17 protein-coding genes are annotated in these 20,179 nt (G+C 73.0%); 10 read left to right on the top strand and 7 right to left on the bottom strand.

The features are described from left to right. Positions 1-20: 20 nt before the first annotated feature. Positions 21-971, bottom strand: a complete 951-nt coding sequence (locus ABZ452_RS22640; RefSeq protein WP_357946177.1) for a permease prefix domain 1-containing protein — start codon at positions 969-971, stop codon at positions 21-23. Beyond that, complete coding sequence (locus tag ABZ452_RS22635) at positions 968-1,309, bottom strand: PadR family transcriptional regulator (protein WP_357946174.1); 342 nt, start codon at positions 1,307-1,309, stop codon at positions 968-970. Before ABZ452_RS22635 ends, ABZ452_RS22640 begins: the two co-directional genes overlap by 4 nt. Before the next feature lie 187 nt (positions 1,310-1,496). Between ABZ452_RS22635 and dnaE the strand changes: the two genes are divergently transcribed. Further along, a complete protein-coding gene (gene dnaE, locus ABZ452_RS22630; RefSeq protein ID WP_357946171.1) occupies positions 1,497-5,030 on the top strand; it encodes a DNA polymerase III subunit alpha in 3,534 nt (1,177 codons plus the stop codon). Positions 5,031-5,049: 19 nt separating this feature from the next. On the opposite strand, the gene ABZ452_RS22625 is transcribed toward dnaE, so the two are convergent. From ABZ452_RS22625 to ABZ452_RS22615, 3 genes are read right to left on the bottom strand one after another with little or no spacing between them, the layout of a single operon-like run. Further along, complete coding sequence (locus ABZ452_RS22625) at positions 5,050-5,223, bottom strand: hypothetical protein (RefSeq protein WP_357946168.1); 174 nt, start codon at positions 5,221-5,223, stop codon at positions 5,050-5,052. Between the two features lie 8 nt (positions 5,224-5,231). After that, positions 5,232-5,912, bottom strand: a complete 681-nt coding sequence (locus tag ABZ452_RS22620; protein ID WP_357946165.1) for a response regulator — start codon at positions 5,910-5,912, stop codon at positions 5,232-5,234. After that, a complete protein-coding gene (locus tag ABZ452_RS22615; protein ID WP_357946162.1) occupies positions 5,909-7,495 on the bottom strand; it encodes a sensor histidine kinase in 1,587 nt (528 codons plus the stop codon). Before ABZ452_RS22615 ends, ABZ452_RS22620 begins: the two co-directional genes overlap by 4 nt. Before the next feature lie 134 nt (positions 7,496-7,629). Here ABZ452_RS22615 and ABZ452_RS22610 point away from each other — a divergent pair, with 134 nt between their 5' ends. Then, the gene (locus ABZ452_RS22610; protein ID WP_357946159.1) at positions 7,630-9,021 is read left to right on the top strand and encodes a cation:dicarboxylase symporter family transporter; all 1,392 of its coding nucleotides are present in this window, start codon (positions 7,630-7,632) and stop codon (positions 9,019-9,021) included. Between the two features lie 222 nt (positions 9,022-9,243). Then, positions 9,244-10,281 (top strand): aminotransferase class V-fold PLP-dependent enzyme, encoded by a 1,038-nt coding sequence (locus ABZ452_RS22605; protein ID WP_357946156.1) that lies wholly within the window; start codon positions 9,244-9,246, stop codon positions 10,279-10,281. Between the two features lie 52 nt (positions 10,282-10,333). On the opposite strand, the gene ABZ452_RS22600 is transcribed toward ABZ452_RS22605, so the two are convergent. Next, on the bottom strand, positions 10,334-11,506 hold the full coding sequence (locus ABZ452_RS22600; protein ID WP_357946153.1) for an acyl-CoA dehydrogenase family protein: 1,173 nt from the start codon (positions 11,504-11,506) through the stop codon (positions 10,334-10,336). A 236-nt stretch (positions 11,507-11,742) separates the two neighbouring features. Here ABZ452_RS22600 and ABZ452_RS22595 point away from each other — a divergent pair, with 236 nt between their 5' ends. From ABZ452_RS22595 to ABZ452_RS22585, 3 genes are read left to right on the top strand one after another with little or no spacing between them, the layout of a single operon-like run. Next, positions 11,743-12,396, top strand: coding sequence for a TetR/AcrR family transcriptional regulator C-terminal domain-containing protein (locus ABZ452_RS22595; RefSeq protein WP_357946151.1), 654 nt, complete (start codon positions 11,743-11,745; stop codon positions 12,394-12,396). A 44-nt stretch (positions 12,397-12,440) separates the two neighbouring features. Beyond that, the gene (locus tag ABZ452_RS22590; protein WP_357946148.1) at positions 12,441-13,883 is read left to right on the top strand and encodes an aldehyde dehydrogenase family protein; all 1,443 of its coding nucleotides are present in this window, start codon (positions 12,441-12,443) and stop codon (positions 13,881-13,883) included. Further along, the gene (locus tag ABZ452_RS22585) at positions 13,880-14,956 is read left to right on the top strand and encodes a zinc-binding dehydrogenase (RefSeq protein ID WP_357946145.1); all 1,077 of its coding nucleotides are present in this window, start codon (positions 13,880-13,882) and stop codon (positions 14,954-14,956) included. The genes ABZ452_RS22590 and ABZ452_RS22585 overlap by 4 nt, the downstream gene beginning before the upstream one ends. Here ABZ452_RS22585 and ABZ452_RS22580 read toward each other — a convergent pair. Further along, positions 14,940-15,869: a GntR family transcriptional regulator gene (locus ABZ452_RS22580; protein ID WP_357946143.1), complete on the bottom strand. Its 930-nt coding sequence runs from the start codon at positions 15,867-15,869 to the stop codon at positions 14,940-14,942. The genes ABZ452_RS22585 and ABZ452_RS22580 overlap by 17 nt on opposite strands. A gap of 144 nt (positions 15,870-16,013) precedes the next feature. Between ABZ452_RS22580 and ABZ452_RS22575 the strand changes: the two genes are divergently transcribed. The 4 genes from ABZ452_RS22575 (at position 16,014) to ABZ452_RS22560 (ending at position 20,175) form a co-directional block, all read left to right on the top strand. Continuing rightward, positions 16,014-17,213 (top strand): FAD-dependent monooxygenase, encoded by a 1,200-nt coding sequence (locus ABZ452_RS22575; protein WP_357946140.1) that lies wholly within the window; start codon positions 16,014-16,016, stop codon positions 17,211-17,213. 220 nt (positions 17,214-17,433) lie between these two features. Beyond that, positions 17,434-18,195, top strand: a complete 762-nt coding sequence (locus ABZ452_RS22570) for an ABC transporter ATP-binding protein (RefSeq protein ID WP_262283812.1) — start codon at positions 17,434-17,436, stop codon at positions 18,193-18,195. Beyond that, positions 18,182-18,874: an ABC transporter ATP-binding protein gene (locus tag ABZ452_RS22565; protein WP_357946138.1), complete on the top strand. Its 693-nt coding sequence runs from the start codon at positions 18,182-18,184 to the stop codon at positions 18,872-18,874. The genes ABZ452_RS22570 and ABZ452_RS22565 overlap by 14 nt, the downstream gene beginning before the upstream one ends. Positions 18,875-18,921: 47 nt before the next feature. Next, entirely contained in the window at positions 18,922-20,175 is a 1,254-nt protein-coding gene (locus ABZ452_RS22560; RefSeq protein ID WP_357946136.1) for an ABC transporter substrate-binding protein, read from the top strand. Positions 20,176-20,179 lie beyond the last annotated feature (4 nt).

Raw genomic sequence — 20,179 nt, 5'->3', positions numbered from 1 at the left:
GGCCGCACCGGCCGGCGGGATCAGTGCCGGTTGCGGTATGCCCTGATCGCGCTGTCGACGACGTGCCAGACCACGACCAGGACGGTGCCGGTCACCACGATCGTGGCGACGCTGTTCAGGTTCTCCGCGCGTCCGAGCCACTCGAAGCGGTTGACGAAGTCGGGGTTGAGCAGCCGGTCGGTCGACATCAGCCAGATGACCGGCACCGCGAACGCCAGGTCGAGCACCACGTTCACGGCGACCAGCGGCCACGTCCACCGCCCGGCCCGGTACTTGGCGACCTCCAGGCCGATGGTGGCGACGAGCACGGCGATGAGGAACGGCAGCCAGAAGCTCCACAGCGCCGGGTCGAGGATCGGCAGGTTGTCGTCGCCGCCGCCGGGCACGAACGAGTGGAAGTGCTGGATCGGCAGGTAGGCGATGACCAGCACCAGCCAGCCGATCGCGGCGGTGACGTCGACCAGGGTGATCTGCCGGTTGGCCTGCACGTCGGGGAGCTGGTCGACGTTCCACGCCGGCAGGTTCAGCGACGTGTTGGTCCGCTCGAGCACCGCGAAGACCAGCGTGACCCAGAAGGCGATCTGGACCGCGACCTCCAGGGCGGTGGCGACGCCGGCGCCGACCGCGCCGCCGGGATTCTTCCCGTCGGTGGCCTCCAGCAGGCCGACGATGATCCCCACGGTGGCCGGGACGAAGCTGAGCAGCACCTTCATCAGCCGCTCCCAGGCCAGGTAGTAGGTCGGGCCGATGAGCTGGAGGCGCCGGTCGGCGTAGCGGGCGGCGAGCTGCGCCGGGTTGCCCAGCTCGGTGAGGACCTCGCGTTCGGCGGTGTCGGCGTCCCGGCCGTCGGCGCGGCGGCCGTCGATCATGTCCTCGATCGAGCCGCGCAGCTCGGTCTCGATCTCGGCGCGCCGGGCGGCCGGCACCGTCCGGAGGGTGGCGGCGAGGTAACGGTCGGTCAGGGAGCTCATCGGCCCACTCCTTCGATCAGCTGGGTGACGGACGTGTGCACCGCGGTCAGGTCGTCGAGGAGGCGGCCCAGCACCGCTTCGCCGTCGTCACTGGTGCGGTAGAACTTGCGCGGCCGGCTCTCCTCGGTGTTCCACTCGCTGGTGAGCAGCCCCTGCTCCTCCAACCGTCGGAGCAGGGGATAGAGGGTGTTGGCGTCGACCGGAAAGCCGTGGGTGGCCAGGCGTTGCAACAGCGCGTAGCCGTAGTCGGGCCGGCGCAGGGCGACCAGGCTGGCCACCACGACGGTGCCGCGTCGTAGCTCCTGGAGATGGGTCCGAAGGATCTCGTCGCTGACCATGCGACACACGATAGTGTGTGTCACACACTATGCGCAAGCGGCACAGCATCGTGCTCGCCCGCACCATCGGTTCGGAGAGACCCCGGCCACCCTCGGCGCGGACGGTGGAGCCGGCCAGATCACCTCGGTAGGGTGGGTCCGGTCGACTCCGACGCAGCCTTGATCCACACCCCGGGGGGCGCCACGCATGGGCGATTCGTTCGCGCATCTGCACGTACACACCGAGTACTCGATGCTCGACGGGGCGGCCCGGCTCAAGGACCTCTTCGCCGAGGCCGCGCGGCTCGGGATGCCGGCGGTGGCGATCACCGACCACGGCAACATGCACGGCGCGAACGACTTCTACAAGCAGGCCATGGCCGCCGGCGTGAAGCCGATCCTCGGCGTCGAGGCGTACGTGGCGCCGGAGTCGCGCTTCCACAAGCAGCGGGTCAAGTGGGGCCGGCCGGAGCAGAAGAGCGACGACGTCTCCGGCAACGGCGCCATCACCCACATGACGATGTGGGCGGCGAACCGGGACGGCCTGCACAACCTGTTCAAACTCAACTCCCGTGCCTCCATGGAGGGCCACTACGTCAAGTGGCCCCGGATGGACATGGAGCTGATCGCCGAGCACGCCGAGGGCATCATGGCCACCACCGGCTGCCCCTCCGGCGCCGTGCAGACCCGGCTGCGGCTCGGGCAGTTCGACGAGGCGCTCAAGGTCGCCGCCGCCTACCAGGACATCTTCGGCAAGGACAACTACTTCCTGGAGATCATGGACCACGGCCTCGACATCGAGCGCCGGGTCCGGGACGGGCTCACCGAGATCGCCCGCAAGCTCGACATCCCGCCGGTGGTCACCAACGACTCGCACTACACGCACGAGGCGCAGGCCGAGGCGCACGACGTCCTGCTCTGCGTGCAGACCGGCAGCAACGTCGCCGACCCCAACCGGTTCCGCTTCGAGGGCGGCGGCTACTTCGTCAAGTCCGCCGAGCAGATGCGCGGCGTCGACTCGTCCGAGCTGTGGCAGCAGGGTTGCCGCAACACCCTCCTGGTGGCCGAGAAGGTAGACCCGGCCGGGATGTTCGAGTTCCACAACCTCATGCCGCGGTTCCCGATCCCCGAGGGCGAGACCGAGGAGTCCTGGTTCCGCAAGGAGACCTTCGCGGGCCTGGCCCGCCGCTTCCCGAACGGCATCCCCGAGGGCCACGTCGTCCAGGCGGAGTACGAGCTGGGCGTCATCATCCAGATGGGCTTCCCGTCCTACTTCCTCGTGGTCGCCGACTTCATCCAGTGGGCGAAGAGCCAGGGCATCGCCGTCGGCCCGGGCCGGGGGTCGGCCGCCGGCTCGCTGGTCGCGTACGCCCTGGGCATCACCGACCTGGACCCGATCCCGCACGGCCTGATCTTCGAGCGGTTCCTCAACCCCGAGCGCATCTCGATGCCGGACGTCGACATCGACTTCGACGAGCGCCGGCGCGGTGAGGTGATCCGCTACGTCACCGACAAGTGGGGCGAGGACAAGGTCGCGCAGATCGCCACCTTCGGCACCATCAAGGCGAAGGCCGCGATCAAGGACTCGGCGCGGGTGCTCGGCTACCCGTACGCGGTGGGCGACCGGATCACCAAGGCGATGCCCCCGGCCGTGATGGGCAAGGACATCCCGCTGTCCGGCATCTTCGACCCGAAGCACCCGCGCTACGCGGAGGCGGGCGAGATCCGCGGCCTCTACGAGTCCGACCCGGACGTCAAGAAGGTCATCGAGACGGCGAAGGGCATCGAGGGCCTGATCCGGCAGACCGGCGTGCACGCCGCCGGCGTCATCATGTCCGCCGAGCCGATCATCGAGCACATCCCGCTGATGCGGCGCGACGCCGACGGCGTCATCATCACGCAGTTCGACTACCCGACCTGCGAGTCGCTCGGGCTGCTGAAGATGGACTTCCTCGGCCTGCGCAACCTCACGATCATCGACGACGCGGTCAAGAACATCCAGCTCAACCACGGCAAGGAGCTGGACCTGCTGGGCCTGCCGCTGGACGACAAGGCGGCCTACGACCTGCTGGCCCGCGGCGACACGCTCGGCGTGTTCCAGCTCGACGGCGGGCCGATGCGCTCGCTGCTGCGGCTCATGAAGCCGGACAACTTCGAGGACATCTCCGCCGTGCTGGCGCTCTACCGGCCCGGCCCCATGGGCGTGGACTCGCACACCAACTACGCGCTGCGCAAGAACGGGCTCCAGGAGATCACTCCGATCCACCCGGAGCTGGAGGAGCCGCTGCGGGAGATCCTCGCACCCACCTACGGCCTGATCGTCTACCAGGAGCAGGTGCAGCGCGCCGCGCAGATCCTCGCCGGCTACACCCTCGGCCAGGCCGACCTGCTCCGCCGCGCCATGGGCAAGAAGAAGAAGGAGATCCTCGACAAGGAGTTCGTCCCGTTCCGGGACGGCTGCCGCGAGCGCGGCTACTCCGACGAGGCCATCCAGGCCGTGTGGGACGTCCTCGTCCCGTTCGCCGGCTACGCGTTCAACAAGGCGCACTCCGCCGCCTACGGCCTGGTGTCGTACTGGACCGCGTACCTCAAGGCGCACTACCCGGCGGAATACATGGCGGCGCTGCTCACCTCCGTCGGCGACGACAAGGACAAGATGGCGCTCTACCTCTCCGAGTGTCGCCGGATGCGCATCCAGGTCCTCCCGCCGGACGTCAACACCTCGGCCGGGCCGTTCACCCCGGTCGGCGAGGACATCCGGTTCGGCCTGGCCGCCGTGCGCAACGTCGGCGCGAACGTGGTGGCGGCGATCATGCGGTGCCGCGAGGAGAAGGGCGACTACGCCGACTTCTACGACTTCCTGTCCAAGGTGGACGCGGTGGCCTGCAACAAGAAGACCATCGAATCGCTGATCAAGGCGGGCGCCTTCGACTCGCTGCGGCACAGCCGCAAGGGTCTGCTCGCCGTGCACGCCGACGCCATCGACGCGTACGCCGACGTCAAGCGCAAGGAGGCCGTCGGCCAGTACGACCTGTTCGGCGCCGGCTTCGGCGACGTGGACACCGGCGGCAGCACCACGGTGATGCCGGTCATCGGCGAGAGCGAGTGGGACAAGCGGGACAAGCTCGCCTTCGAGCGCGAGATGCTCGGCCTGTACGTCTCCGACCACCCGCTCTTCGGCCTGGAGCACGTGCTCGGCGCGGCGGCGGACACCACCATCACGGCGCTCTCCGAGGAGGGCAGCGTTCCCGACGGCGCGGTGGTCACCCTGGCCGGCATCCTCTCCGGGGTGCAGCGCCGGGTCACCAAGCAGGGCCGGGCCTGGGCGTCAGCCACCCTGGAGGACCTGGCCGGCGGGGTGGAGACGCTGTTCTTCCCGAACACCTACGAGGTGATCGGGCAGTACATCGCCGAGGACGCCATCGTCGTGGTGAAGGGCCGGGTGGACCGCCGCGACGACACCCCGCGGATCATGGCGATGGACATGCAGATGCCCGACATCAGCAGCAACCCGGCGAACAAACCGGTCACCCTCACCATCCCGGTGCACCGCTGCACGCCGCCGCTGGTGGAGAAGCTCAAGGAGACCCTGGTGCTGCATCCGGGCGACACCGAGGTGCACGTCAAGCTGCTCAACGGCGGCAAGACGACCACGCTGCGCCTGGGCCCGTTCCGGGTGGCGGCCACGACCGCGCTGATGGGTGACCTGAAGAGCGTCCTCGGCCCGGCCAACGTGAGCTGACCCGCCGCGGCGGGCCAGCTCAGGGCCGGTGGCCGCCCAGCACGTCGGCGGCGGCGTCGGAGGTCTCCAGCACCACGGTGTGGTAGCTCTCGATGCGCGACAGGATCGCGTCGCGGGGGCCGTCGCGCCACGCGTCGCTGCCGTAGAAGGCCGACTCCTGCTCGTCCCGCACCGCCAGGGCCGCCCGATCCACCCCCGTCGTCAGGTCGGCCGGTACTCCACCTCGGGGCGGCCCGGCGTCCCGTAACGGGGGGCGCGGACCGCGCGGTCGGCGGAGACCAGGTACTCCAGGTAGCGCCGGGCGGTCACCCGGGAGATCCCGGTGCGCCGGCCGACCTCGGTGGCGGACAGGCCGCCGTCGCCCAGGGCGGCCAGCACGGTGTGCAGGGTCTGCTCGTCCAGGCCCTTGGGCAGGGTGTGCCGGGTCGCCCCGCGCAGGGTGGCGAACATCCGGTCCACCTCGTGCTGGGCGCCCACCTCGCCGTCGGCGAGGGCCTGCCGCCGGTACTCGGCGTACCGCTCCAGCTTGTCGCGGAACGCGGCGAAGGTGAACGGCTTGAGCAGGTAGTGGGTCACCCCGAGGGACACCGCGGTGCGGACCACGGCGAGGTCCCGCGCCGAGGTCACCGCCAGCACGTCGACGCTGCTGCCCGCCGCCCGCAGGGCCCGGCACACGTCCAGGCCGTGCAGGTCGGGCAGGCGGAAGTCGAGCAGGACCAGGTCCACGTCCGTGCCGCCGCGCTGGCGCAGCGCCGCCATCGCGTCCCGCGCGGTGTGCGCCACGCCGACCACCACGAAGCCCGGAACCCGTTCGGTGTACGCCTTGTGCGCCTCGGCCAGCAGCGGCTCGTCCTCGACCACCAGCACCCGGACGTCGCTCATCGGGCCACCCGCGGGACCGGCAGCCGGACGGTGAACAGGGTCTCCCCGTCGTCGGTGCGGGCCACCTCCGCGGCGCCGCCGTGCCGGCGGACCACCTGCCCGACCAGCGCCAGGCCGAGGCCCCGGCCGGCGCTCTTGGTGGACCAGCCGCGCCGGAACGCGTCCGCCACCCGGTCCGGGTCCAGCCCGGGGCCGCTGTCGCCGACCCGGACCACCAGCTTGTCGTCGACCGTGCCGACGAAGACCCGGACCCGGCGCGGCGGCGGGGCGCCGGCGACCGCCTCGAGGGCGTTGTCGACCAGGTTGCCGACCACGGTGAGCAGGTCGGTGCTGGGCAGCGGGCTGTCGTCGAGCCTGCAGTCCGGCTCGACCACGAGGTCCACGCCGCGCTCGCCGGCCTGCGCCGACTTGCCGAGCAGCAGGGCGGCCAGCGCCGGTTCGGTCACCGCACCGACCACCCGGTCGGTGAGCTGCTGGGCGAGCGCCAGGTCGCGGGTGCCCAGCCGGACCGCCTCGTCGGTGCGGCCCAGCTCCACCAGGGTGAGCACGGTGTGCAGCCGGTTCGCCGACTCGTGGGTCTGCGCCTGCAGCGCCTCGGTGAGGGCGCGGACCGAGTCCAGCTCGCTCGCGAGGTTGCGCAGCTCGGTCTGGTCGCGCAGGGTCAGCACGGTGCCGAGCACGGCGCCCTCGAAGCGGGTGGTCCGCTGGTTGGCCACCAGCACCCGGTCGCCGGCCAGGACCGGCTCGTCGTGCGCGTCCCGGCCGGAGGCGAGCAGCTCGGCCACCGCGGGCGGCAGGTCGATCCCGCTGACCGGCCGGTCGGTCACGGCCGCGTCGTCGGCCAGCCCCAGCAGGCGGCGGCCCTCGTCGTTGACCAGCGCCACCCGGCGGTCCCGGGTCAGCACCAGCAGCCCCTCGCGGACGGAGTGCAGGACCGCGTCGTAGTACTCGTACATCCGGGTCATCTCGCCCGGCCCGAGGCCGTGCGTCTGCCGGCGCAGCCGGCGGCTGAGCAGCCAGGACCCGGTGGCCGCCAGGGCCAGGGCGGGTGCGGCGGCGCCGAGCAGCACCGGCACCTGGGCGAGCAGCTTCCGGTTGATCGCCCGGGTGGTGATGCCCACCGAGACCAGCCCGATGATGCGGTGCTGGTCGTCGTACACAGGGACGACCGCGCGCACCGACTCGCCGAGCGTGCCGACGTTGGTGACGGTGAACGGCTCGCCGGAGAGCGCCGGGCCGATGTCGCCGATGAACGGCTGCCCGATGAGCTCGGGGCTCGGGTGCGAGTAGCGGGTCCGGTCCGGGGCCATCACCACCACGAAGTCCGTTCCGGTGGCCACCCGGGTGGCCTCCGCGTACGGCTGGAGGGTGGCCGGCGGGTCGGCGGTCGTGAGGGCCGCGCCGACGTTGGGGGAGCCGGCGACGGCCTGCGCCACGGCCAGCACCTCGTCCTTCGCGGCCTGCTGGGAGTCGCTGCGGGCCAGCCAGACGGCGCCGGCCGCGCCGGCCAGCACGAGCAGCGTCACCACCACCGCCTGGAGGGCGAAGAGCTGCCCCGCGATGCTCCACTGCCGTCGGGCCACCGATCCCCTCCTCCCGCCCCGGTCGTCCCGCAAGTCTGGCGCACCCGCCCGGTCCGGTTTCGGCCGCGAGCCGCGGGGGTGAACAGAATGAACGCAACCGTGCCCTGCGCTGAGACGGGCGTCACATTGTCGGCATGGACACCACCACCACATCCACCCCCGACGCCGCCCGGCCCGCCCGCCGGGACCGGACCCGGTACCTCTACCTGGCGGTCATCGTGGCCGTCCTCGCCGGCATCGCGGTCGGCCTCGCCGCGCCCGAGGTCGGCAAGGAGCTCAAGCCGCTGGGCACCGGCTTCGTGAACCTGATCAAGATGATGATCAGCCCGGTCATCTTCTGCACGATCGTCCTCGGCGTCGGGTCCGTCCGGCAGGCGGCCCGGGTCGGCAAGGTCGGCGGGCTCGCGCTCGGCTACTTCCTGCTCATGTCGACGGTGGCGCTGGCCATCGGCCTCGTGGTCGGCAACATCGTGCATCCGGGCTCGGGCCTGAACCTCGGCCCGGAGGTGGCCGACGCGGGCAAGTCCGCCGCCGGCGGCGAGAGCGGCGACACCGTCGAGTTCCTGCTCGGCGTCATCCCGACCTCGCTGTTCTCCGCGCTGACCGAGGGCTCGGTGCTCCAGACCCTGCTCGTGGCCCTGCTGGTCGGCTTCGCCGTCCAGGCCATGGGGCGGCGCGGTGAGCCGGTGCTGCGCGCCGTGGAGGTGATCCAGCGCCTCGTCTTCAAGGTGCTGGCGATGATCATGTGGGTGGCTCCGATCGGCGCCTTCGGCGCGATCGCCGCGGTGGTCGGCGCGACCGGCGTGGACGCCCTGACCAGCCTGGCCCAGATCATGCTCGGCTTCTACGCCACCTGCCTGATCTTCGTGATCGTGGTGCTCGGCACCCTGCTGCGGCTGGTGTCCGGTGTCTCGATCTTCTCCCTGCTGCGTTACCTGGGCCGGGAGTTCCTGCTGATCCTGTCCACCTCGTCGTCGGAGTCGGCGCTGCCGCGGCTGATCGCCAAGATGGAGCACTTCGGCGTCAGCAAGCCGGTCGTCGGCATCACCGTGCCGACCGGCTACTCCTTCAACCTCGACGGCACCGCCATCTACCTGACGATGGCCGCGCTGTTCATCGCCGACGCGCTGGGCAAGCCCATGGCGATCGGCGAGCAGATCGGCCTGCTGGCCTTCATGATCATCGCCTCGAAGGGCGCGGCCGGCGTGACCGGCGCCGGCCTGGCCACCCTGGCCGGCGGCCTCCAGTCGCACCGCCCGGACCTGGTCGACGGCGTCGGGTTGATCGTCGGCATCGACCGGTTCATGTCCGAGGCCCGGGCGCTGACCAACTTCGCGGGCAACGCGGTGGCCACCGTGCTGGTCGGCACCTGGACCGGCGAGTTCGACCGGGCGCAGGCCCGCGCGGTGCTCAGCGGGCAGCGCCCGTTCGACGAGGCCACCATGCTCGACGACGAGGCGGCTGACGACGCCCCCGAGCCGGTTCCGGCGCCGCGACCGGCCACCCCGGCCGACGCGCCGGCCTGACCCGACCGCCGAGCCCGGCCCGCCGGACCCCCCGTCCGGCGGGCCCGGTCGGCGGGGCGCGGCGGGCCTGGACCGGTGTGACCTGGACCGGTGTGACCTGGACCCGGCGTGGTCGGCGAGGTCGGGCCGGCATGGCGGCGGGCCGGACCGGCGTGTCGGCGGGGACCACGAGGCGGGGATTGGCCGTCCCGGTAGCCGGCGGTGATCGTTAGCGTCGGTGGCATGGATGTGGAGCAGGCGCAGAAGCTGTGGCAGCCGGAGCCCGGTTGGCTGAACACCGCCAGTTACGGGCTGCCGCCCGAGCCGGCGTGGCAGGCGTTGCAGGACGCCCTGGCCGACTGGCGGGTGGGCCGGATCTCCTGGGAGGGCTGGGGTGTCGCCGCCGAGCGGGCCCGCGCCGCGTTCGCCCGGCTGGTCGGTGTGGCCCCGACGGACGTGACGATCGGCAGCACGGCCTCGCAACTGCTCGCCCCGGTGGCCGCCGCGCTGCCGGCCGGCGCGACGGTGGTCGCCCCGGAGGTGGAGTTCACCTCCAACCTGTTCCCGTGGCTGGTGCAGCAGGAGCGGGGTGTCCGGGTCCGGACCGTGCCGCTCGCCGGCCTGGTCGACGCGATCGACAGCGACACCGACCTGGTCGCGTTCAGCCTCGTGCAGTCCGCCGACGGCGCCGTGGCCCCGTACGAGACGATCGTCGCGGCGGCCCGGGCGCACGGCGCCCTCGTCGCGGTCGACGCCACCCAGGCCGCCGGGTGGCTGCCGTTCGACGGGGGGCTGGCCGACGTGGTGGCGGTGGCCGCGTACAAGTGGTTGATGGCGCCGCGCGGCGCGGCCTTCGGCTACCTGGCCCCGGCGCTGCGGGAGCGGCTGCGGCCCGACGCCGCCGGTTGGTACGCGGGGGCCGACCCGCACTCCTCCTACTACGGCCCCCCGCTGCGGCTGGCCGACGACGCGCGGCGCTTCGACATCTCGCCGGCCTGGTTCAGCTACGTGGGTGCGGCCCCCGCCCTGGAACTGCTCGCCGAGATCGGGTTGCCCGCCGTGCACGCCCACGACGTGGCCCTGGCCAACCGGTTCCTGGCCGGGCTGGGCCGCCCGCCCGGCGACAGCGCGATCGTCGCCGTCGAGGTGCCGGGCGCGCAGGAGAAACTGGCCCGGGCCGGGGTGCGGGCGGCGGTCCGCGCCGGGCGGGTCCGGGCCGCGTTCCACCTCTACACCACCGAGGAGGACGTCGACCTGGCCCTGACGGCGCTGACCGGCTGAGGCGAGGTGACGGTGGCTCCCGCCCCGGGACCGGGCGGGAGCCACCGCCGGCTCAGGCCAGGTGGCCGCCGATCTTCGTGTAGCCGCGCAGCAGGTCCCGGGAGATGATGAGCCGCTGCATCTCGTCGGTGCCCTCGAAGATCCGGTACAGCCGGACCTGGCGGTACCAGCGCTCGATCGGCAGCTCCCGGGTGTAGCCCATGCCGCCGTGGATCTGGAGCACCCGGTCGACCACCCGGTTGACCATGCCGGCGCCGTAGAGCTTGCCCATCGACGAGGCGTGCCGGGGGTCCAGGCCCTGGTCGACCGTCCACGCCGACCTGAGCACCAGCCAGCGGGCCGCCTCCAGCTCGGTCTCCGAGTCGGCGATCATCCACTGGATCGCCTGGTTCGTGCCGATCTTCGCGCCGAAGGTCTCCCGGGTGTTGGCGTGGTCGATCGCCATCTGCAAGGCCCGCTCGGCGATGCCGATGGCGTGCGACGGAATGGTGTAGCGGCCCTTGCCGATCCACTCCATGCCGAGCGTGAAGCCCTGGCCGATCTCGCCGAGGATGTTGCGGTGCGGCACGCGTACGGCGTCGAAAATCAGCGACGCCGGCCCGCCCTCGCCCATGGTCTGGATGAACTCCGACCGCCAGCCCATCGCCCGGTCCACCAGGAACGCGGTCGCGCCGCCGTTGCGGGCGCCCTTCTCCGGGTCGGTCACCGCCACCACGATGGCGAAGTCGGCGTCGTTGCCGTTGGTGATGAACGTCTTCTCGCCGTCGAGGACCCAGTCGTCGCCGTCCCGGCGGGCGCGCAGCTTGATGTTCGCCGCGTCCGAGCCGGCGCCCGGCTCGGTGATCGCGAAGCAGGAGATCCGTTCCCCCTCGATGGTGGGGAGGAGGAACTCCCGCTTCTGCTCCTCGGTGGCGCGGAACAGGATGTTGTCCGCCTCGCCGCCGAAGCGGAACGGCACGAAGGAGCGGCCCAGCTCGGTCCAGATCAGCGACTGGAGCACCGCGGGCAGGTCCATCCCGCCGTACTCCTCGGGGGTGGCCAGGCCCCAGAAGCCGAACTTCTTCGCCTTGAGCTGCAACTCGCGCAGCTCGGAGCGGTCCAGGCCGGGCTGGTGGGCGCGCTCGCGGCGCAGCACCTCCTGCTCCAGCGGCAGCACCTCGCGGGTGACGAAGGCGCGCACGGTGTCCCGGACGGCCCGTTCCTCGTCAGACAGTGCGAAGTCCACGATGCTCCCTCGGTCGGCGTGGCGACGGTCCGCCGCGGGCGGCGGCGGTCGCTCTTAAACTAGCGGTGTAAGTTTTCATCCGTCCAGACCCCTCCTCCGACCGTCGCGGTGAGGCTCCGCGGCCCTGCCCCGGTTAGGGTGCGTGAGCAGGTGTTCCGACGGGGGAGGCGGCGTGGCGGGATTCGACCGGCGAGGGGCGCGCGGCGGAGGCGACGGCCCGGCGTGGGCGGCCTGAGGTGCCCCGTCCCCGCCAGGCCCTGCTCAGCCGGGACCGGATCGTCGAGACCGCGCTCGCGCTGATCGACGCCGACGGCCTCGGCGCGCTCTCCACCCGCCGGCTGGCCGCCGCGCTCAACGTGCAGGGCCCCTCGCTCTACAACCACTTCGCCACCAAGGACGAGATCCTCGACGCGGTGGCCGACAGCGTCACGGCGTCCGTCGACGTCACCGTCTTCGACCGGTACGACTGGGTCGAGGCGCTGCGCCGCTGGGCCCGGTCCTACCGGCAGGCCCTGGCCGTCCACCCGAACATCGTCCCCTATCTGGCGCAGGGGCCGGGTCGCCGGCCGGCCGCGCTGGCCATGGCCGACGCCGTCTACGGCGGCCTGGTCCGGGCGGGCTGGCCGCCGGCCCGGGCCACCCACATCGGGGCCGCGATGCGCTACTTCGTGGCCGGCTCGGCGCTCGGCTCGTTCGCCCGCGGCTTCGTCGAGGACCCGGAGCTGTACGCGGCCCACCCGCACCTCAACCAGGCGCACCGGCTGCGCGGCCACCAGCGCAGCGTCGACGAGGGCGCGTTCATCCTCGGCCTCGACGCGTTGCTGCACGGCCTCGCCGCCGAGTACGCCCGGACCGTGACCCCCCTGGAACCCGGAACCGGTCCGGGGTAGCGTCAAAACTCCCACTGCTAGTTTCCCGCCCCCGAAGGGACGCCATGGATCTCGCCGACGCGCCCCCCGCCCTGCTGGTCCGCCGCCATCTGCACGTCGCCGGTGACTGGGTCGACCCGGCGGACGGCGGGACCATCCCGGTGGAGAATCCGGCCACCGGCGACGTCGTCGGGCAGGTCCCCGCCGGCACCCCGGCCGACGTCGACCGCGCCGTGGCCGCCGCCCGGGCCGCGTTCCCCGGGTGGGCCGCCACCGCCCCCGCCGAGCGGGCCGCCCACCTCGACCGGCTGCACACCGCGCTCGCCGCCCGCGCCGACGACATCGCCCGCACCGTCGCCCTCGAACTGGGCACGCCGCTCAAGCTCGCCACCCGGGTGCAGGCCGGCCTGCCGCTGACCGTGCTGCGCGGCATGGTCGACCTGGCCGGCCGCCCGCCGGCCGAGCGGACCGTCGGCAACTCCCTCGTGGTCCGCGAGCCGGTCGGCGTGGTCGGCGCGATCACCCCGTGGAACTACCCGCTGCACCAGGTGGTCGCCAAGGTGGCGCCGGCCCTCGCCGCCGGCTGCACGGTGGTGCTCAAGCCCAGCGAGCTGACCCCGCTGACCGCGTACCTGCTGTTCGACGCGGTCGCCGAGGCCGGGCTGCCGCCCGGGGTGGTCAACCTGGTGCCGGGCACCGGGCCGGTGGTCGGCGAGGCCCTGGCCGCCCACCCCGACGTCGACCTGGTCTCGTTCACCGGCTCCACCGCCACCGGCCGGCGGATCGCCCACCTGGCCGCCGACCGGATCGCCCGGGTCGCCCTCGAACTCGGCGGCAAGTCCGCCAACGTGATCCTCGCCGACGCCGACCTGCCCACCGCCGTGAAGGTCGGTGTCGGCAACGCCCTGCTCAACTCGGGCCAGACCTGCACCGCCTGGACCCGCATGCTGGTCCACCGCGATCGCTACGCCGAGGCGCTGGACCTGCTGGCGGCGGCCGTGGCCGGATACCGGTTGGGCGACCCGTTCGACCCGGGCACCCGGCTCGGCCCGCTGGTCTCCGCCGCCCAGGCCGAGCGGGTCCGCGGGCACGTCGACCGGGCCCTCGCCGACGGCGCCCGGCTCGTCGCCGGCGGCCCGGACGCGCCGCTGCCGCCGCGCGGGCACTTCGTCGCGCCCACCGTCTTCGCCGACGTGGACCCGGACAGCGCGCTCGCCCAGGAGGAGGTCTTCGGTCCGGTGCTCGCGGTCATCCCGTTCGCCGACACCGACGAGGCGGTCGCCATCGCCAACAACTCCCGGTACGGGCTGGCCGGCGCGGTCTGGTCCGCCGACGAGGAGGCGGCGCTCGGCGTGGCCCGGCGGCTGCGCACCGGCCAGGTGGACGTCAACGGCGGCGCGTTCAATCCGCTCGCCCCGTTCGGCGGCTACAAGCAGTCCGGCCTCGGCCGCGAGCTGGGTGGCTACGGCATCGAGGAGTTCACCGAGCTGAAGGCGATCCAGCGGTGAGGGCGCTCGTGGTCCGCGGCCGGGGCGCCACCCCGGCCGTCGAGGAGGTACGCCTGCCCGCCCCCGGCCCCGGCGAGCTGCGGGTCCGCATCCGGGCCGCCGGCATCTGCCACTCCGACCTGGCCATGGTGGACGGCACGGTGGCGCCCGCGTACCCGCTGGTGCTCGGGCACGAGGCGACCGGCGTGGTGGCCGAGGCCGGCCCCGGCACCCGGCTGGCCGTGGGCACGCCCGTGGTGCTCAACTGGGCCCCCGCCTGCCGCGCCTGCTGGCACTGCCGGCACGGCGAGCCCTGGCTCTGCACCGCCAACACCGGGGCCTCGGTGGCCCGGGGCGAGACCGCCGACGGCGGCCCGCTCCACGTCACCCTGGGGCTCGGCGCGCTCGCCGAGGAGGTGGTGGTGCCCGAGCGGGCCGCCATCGCGGTCCCGGCCGGCCTGCCGCCGGAGCAGGCCGCGCTGCTCGGCTGCGCCGTGCTCACCGGCACCGGCGCCGTCCGCAACACCGCCCGGGTCGCCCCCGGCGAGTCGGTCGCGGTGATCGGCCTCGGCGGGGTCGGCCTGGCCGTGCTCACCGCCGCCAGGCAGGCGGGTGCGGGCCCGATCCTCGCCGTCGACGTGGCCGAGGCGAAGCGGGATCTCGCCCTCGCCGCGGGCGCCACCGACTTCCTCCGCTCCGACGACACCCTCGCCAAGGAGGTCCGGGCGCGCACCGAGGGGAGGGGCGTCGACCACGCCTTCGAGTGCGTCGGCCGGTCCGTCACCATCCGGGCCGCCTGGCGGTCGACCCGGCGCGGGGGAGCGGTCACCGTGGTCGGCATGGGCGGCAAGGACGACCTGCTCAGCCTGTCGGCCTTGGACATCTTCCACTCGGCCCGCACCCTGCGCTCCTCGGTCTACGGCTCCTCCGACCCGGACCGGGAGGTGCCGGAGCTGGGCGGCGCGCTTGCCGGCGGCACCCTGGACCTGGCTCCGCTGGTCAGCGGCGCCATCGGGCTGGAGGAGGCGCCCGCGGCGCTGGACCGGCTGGCCCGGGGCGAGGGCGCCCGCTGGGTGGTCACCTTCCCGGACTGACGCCGTCGCCCCCGATCAGCGCGGCGAAGCCGTCGAGCAGCCGGCGCAGGCCGAAGTCGAAGACCGTCTCCAGGTCCAGGTCGACGCCGCCGCTGGTCAGGGCGTCCATGGTGGCCAGCCCGCCACCGGCCATCACCTGCTGGAACATGGCCTGCTGCCGGTCGACCCACTGGTCGTGGGTGAGGCCGGTGTCCTGCACCGCCTGCGCGCCCATCTCCAGGTTGGTCGCGATGCCCTTCACGTAGGCCATCAGGGTGATCGCCACGTGCCAGCGCACCTGCCGGTCCAGGCCCAACCCGGCGGTGGCCCGCAGGGCCATGTCGGTGTGCGCCATGCCGTGCGGCAGCGGCTGCGGCCGGGCGATCGAGATGACGTGCGGCACCCAGGGGTGCCGCCGGTAGACGGCCCACTGCGCCCGGGCGAGCAGATCCAGCCGGGCGCGCCAGCCCGCCGGCTCGGTGGCCGGCAGCGGGGCGTCGGCCAGCACCGCGTCGGCCATCGCCAGGATCAGCTCGTCGCGGCCGCGCACGTGCCGGTAGAGCGACATGGTGGCCACGCCCAGCTCGGCGGCGATCTGGCGCATGGACACCGCGGCCAGGCCGCCTTCGTCCGCCAGCGCGACCGCCGTGCGCAGCACCCGCTCCCGGCTCAGCTCCGGCTCCGCCCGCCTCGACTCCCGCCGTGGCTCCGCGACGACGGTGCCGGCGCCCGGCCGGGTCAGCACCAGCCCCTCGGCGCGGAGCAGGGCGAGCACCCGGGTCGCGGTGGCGATGGCCACCCCGTGCTCGCGGGTGAGCTGGCGGGCCGAGGGCACCCGGTCGCCGGGCCGCAGCTCGCCCAGGTCGATGCGGCGGCGGATCTCCGCCGCGATCCGCCGGTACGGCGGCTCCTGGCCCTGACCGTGCTGCGACATGCCGGCAGCGTACTAGTACACCCGCCCGGCGGGATGCCCCGGAACGGGGAGCGTACTAGGTCACGGGAAGCGCCTGGGGCGCCCGGACCCTAGCGTCCTACCCGCACCTGATGGACGGTGTACGCGCGATCTCGGGAGAACACCATGAACGACAAGACCGTGCTCATCTCCGGCGCCGGCGTGGCCGGCCCGGCCCTCGCCTTCTGGCTGCGCCGGCACGGCTTCGCCGTGACCGTGGTGGAACAGGCCCCCGGGCTGCGTCCCGGCGGGCAGGCGGTCGACGTGCGGGGGGCCGCCCGCGAGGTCGTCGACCGGATGGGGCTGACCGCCCGGATCCGGGCCGAGACCGTCCGGGAGCAGGGCATGGCGTACGTCGACGAGCGGGGGGAGACGCGCGCCCGGCTGCCGGTGCACGCCTTCGGCGGGGAGGGCATCGTCGCCGACATCGAGATCGAGCGCGGCGACCTGGCCCGGCTGCTCCACGAGGCGACCCGCGACGACGTCGAGTATGTCTTCGACGACTCGATCGAGACGCTGGACCAGACCGGGGACGGGGTGCGGCTCACCTTCGCCCGCTCCGCCCCGCGCACCGTCGACCTGGTGGTCGGCGCGGACGGCTCGCACTCCCGCACCCGGGCGCTCGCGTTCGGCCCCGAGTCGGCGTACGTCCGGCCGCTCGGCGCGTACCTGGCCTACTTCTCCACCCCGTATCGGGACGAGACCGGGTGGTTCCTGCTGCACAACGCGCCGGGCGGCCGGGTCGTCGGCACCCGCCCGACCCGGGACGGCCGGACCGCCGCGTTCTTCAGCTTCCGCTCCGGCGAACTCGACGTGGACCGGCGGGACCCGGCCGCCCAGCAGCGGCTGCTCGCCGAGCGCTTCGCCGACGTCGGGTGGCGCGCCGCCGACCTGCTGGCCGCCGCCCCGGCCGCCGGCGACTTCTACTTCGACCGGTACGGCCAGGTGCGGATGGAGTCGTGGAGCGCCGGGCGGGTGGCGCTGCTCGGCGACGCCGCCTGGTGCCCGTCCCCGCTCACCGGGCAGGGCACCAGCCTCGCGCTGGTCGGCGCGTACCTGCTGGCCGGCGAGCTGGCGGCGGCGCGGGGCGACCACGCGGTGGCCTACCGCCGCTACGAGGAGCTGCTGCGCCCGCACGTGACGCGCAGCCAGGAGATCCCGGGCGGCGGCATCTCCGGTTTCCTGCCGGCCAGCCGCGCCGCGATCCGGATGCGCGACGCGTCCATGCGGGCCATGACCTCCCGCCCGCTGCGCGGGCTCGCCACCCGGCTCTTCTTCAGCAAGGCCGACGGGATCGACCTGCCGGAGTACGCGGCCGCCGGGTGACGGTGGCGCCACCACATGTCGACGCCCGCCGATCAGTCGCGATCTCGGCGGACGGGCCCGCCCCCTATGGGGAGCGGGCCCGTCCCATCGGGGGTGAATGTGTGGAGGATCGACATGGCTCGACTCCGCCGGCGCGCCGTAGGTTTCCTGCACGCGACGGCCCTGTGACCCCGGTCACCGACCTGGCCGCCGCGGATGTGGACCTGCGGAGGGTGAGGCGATGGCCGGCCAAGCGATCCTGTCGGCCCGTGGGCTGACCCGGGACTTCCGGGGCTTCCGGGCGGTCGACGGGGTCGACCTCGATGTGGCGCCGGAGACCGTGCACGCCCTCGTGGGGCCGAACGGCGCCGGCAAGACCACCCTGTTCAACCTGCTCACCGGCTTCCTGCCGCCCAGTGCCGGGCGGATCGAGCTGGCCGGGCGGGACGTCACCGGCCTGCCCCCGGAACGGGTCGCCCGGCTCGGCGTGGCCCGCTCCTTCCAGATCACCAGCCTCTTCCCCCAGCTCGGCGCGCGGGAGCACGTCGAGCTGGCCCTCCAGGCGCCCAGCGGGCTGGGCTGGCGGTTCTGGCGTTCGGCGAAGCTGATGCGCCGCTACCGGGACCGGGCCGACGAGCTGCTCGCCATGGTCGGCCTCGCCGAGCTGGCCGAGGCCCCGGCCGAGGCCCTCGCGTACGGGCGCAAGCGCGCCCTGGAGCTGGCCATCGCGCTCGCCCTCGACCCGAAGGTGCTGCTGCTCGACGAGCCCACCGCCGGGATGGGGCTGGAGGACGTGGACCGCACCGTCGACCTGATCGCCCGGGTCCGCGCGGGCCGGACCGTGGTCATGGTCGAGCACAACATGAGCGTGGTGGGCCGGCTCGCCGACACGGTCACCGTCCTGCAGGCCGGCAAGGTACTGGTCGAGGGGCCCTACGAGCAGGTCCGCGCCGACGAGCGGGTCATCACCGCCTACCTGGGAGCCGCCGATGCTGCGCATTGAGAACCTCTCCGCCTGGTACGGCGAGGCCCAGGTGCTGCGGGAGGTGAGCCTGGAGGTGGCCGCCGGCGAGGTGGTCACCCTGGTCGGGCGCAACGGCGCCGGCAAGTCCACGCTGCTGCGCTCCGTCATGGGGCTGCACCCCGGCCAGCGCGGCACGATCAGCTTCGCCGACCGGGACGTCACGAAGCTGCCCGCGTACAAGCGGGCGCGGCTCGGGCTCGGCTGGGTCCCCGACGACCGCGGCGCGTACGCCACCCTGACCGTCACCGAGAACCTGACGCTGCCGCCCCGGGTCGGCCCCGACCCGTGGCCGCTCGAACGGGTCTACGAGGCGTTCCCCGCCCTGTACACCCGCCGGGACTCGGCGGCCACCATGCTCTCCGGCGGCGAGCAGCAGATGCTCGCCCTCGCCCGGGTGCTGCGCATGGGCGCCCGGCTGCTGCTCTGCGACGAGCCCACCGAGGGCCTGTCCCCGCTGCTCGTGCAGCAGGTCGGCGACCTGCTGCGCGAGGCCAAGAAGCACGGCGTGACCGTGCTGCTGGTCGAGCAGAACCTGCACTTCGCCACCGGCGTCGCCGACCGGCACTACCTGCTGGCCGAGGGGCGGATCGCGGAGGCGATGGACAACTCCGAGGTGCGCTCGCGGGAGCGCGAGCTGCTGGCGTACCTCGGCATCTGAAACGACGGCTGACCCGCGTGGACCGCGCGGTACGAAGGGATTTGGACATGCGTAGAAGCGTGGGTGTGGCCGCCGCGTCGGCGGCGGCGATGGTGCTGCTCGCCGGCTGCGGCGGCGGTGGTCCGGCGTCCGGCGGCGACTCGAAGCTGACCGGCGACAAGATCGTGCTGGGGGTGCTCAACGACCAGTCCGGGGCCTACTCGGAGCTGTCCGGGAAGAACTCGGTCAAGGCCGTGGAGATGGCCATCGCCGACTTCAAGGCCAAGTACGGCGACAAGGCCGTCACGAAGAACATCAGCGTGGAGACCGCCGACCACCAGAACAAGCCGGACGTGGCCAACAGCAAGGCCCAGGAGATGTACGACCGCAAGGGCGTCGACGCCATCCTCGACGTGCCGACCTCCTCGGCCGCCCTCAAGGTCGCCGACGTGGCCAAGGAGAAGAAGAAGCTCTACTTCAACATCGGCGCGGCGACCACCGACCTCACCGGTAAGAGCTGCAACAAGTACACGTTCCACTACGCCTACGACACCTACATGCTGGCCCACGGCACGGGCACGGTGACCACCGAGCAGGTCGGCAAGAACTGGTACATCCTCTACCCGAACTACGCGTTCGGTCAGGACATGGAGAAGAGCTTCTCCGCCGCCATCACCGCCGCCGGCGGGCAGGTCGTCGGCAAGGACGGGGCGCCGTTCCCGAACACCAGCGGCGACTACTCCTCGTTCCTGCTCAAGGCCCCCACGCTGAACCCGAAGCCGCAGGTGCTCGGCACCATGCAGGCCGGCGCCGAGCTGGTCAACGTGGTCAAGCAGTACAACGAGTTCAAGCTGCGGGACAAGGGCGTCGGGCTGGCCGTCGGCCTCATGTTCATCACCGACATCCACTCGCTCACCCCGGCCGCGCTCGCCGGCACCACCTACACCGACGCCTGGTACTGGAACTTCGACCAGCAGAACCGGGAGTGGGCCGACAAGTTCCAGAAGGAGACGGGCACCCGGCCGTCCTTCGCCCACGCGGCCAACTACTCCGCGGCCATGCAGTACCTGGAGGCCGTGCAGGCCGCCGGCACCGACGACGCGGACACCGTGGTCAAGGGCCTGGAGGGCAAGGAGGTCAACGACCTCTTCCTGCGCAACGGCAAGATCCGCGCCGAGGACCACCGGGTCATCCACGACGCCTACCTGGCGCAGGTGAAGCCGCAGGCCGAGGTCGGCGAGCCGTGGGACTACGTGAAGATCCTCAAGACCATCCCGGCGGCCGAGGCGTTCCGTGCGCCGTCCGCCGACTGCAAGATGTGACGAG

This window comes from Micromonospora sp. NPDC005707, assembly GCF_040631005.1.
In the GTDB taxonomy this organism is placed as follows: Bacteria; Actinomycetota; Actinomycetes; order Mycobacteriales; family Micromonosporaceae; genus Micromonospora.
The sequence above is the reverse complement of the archived record's forward strand: the minus strand, read 5'-3'. Positions and strand labels throughout refer to the sequence as shown.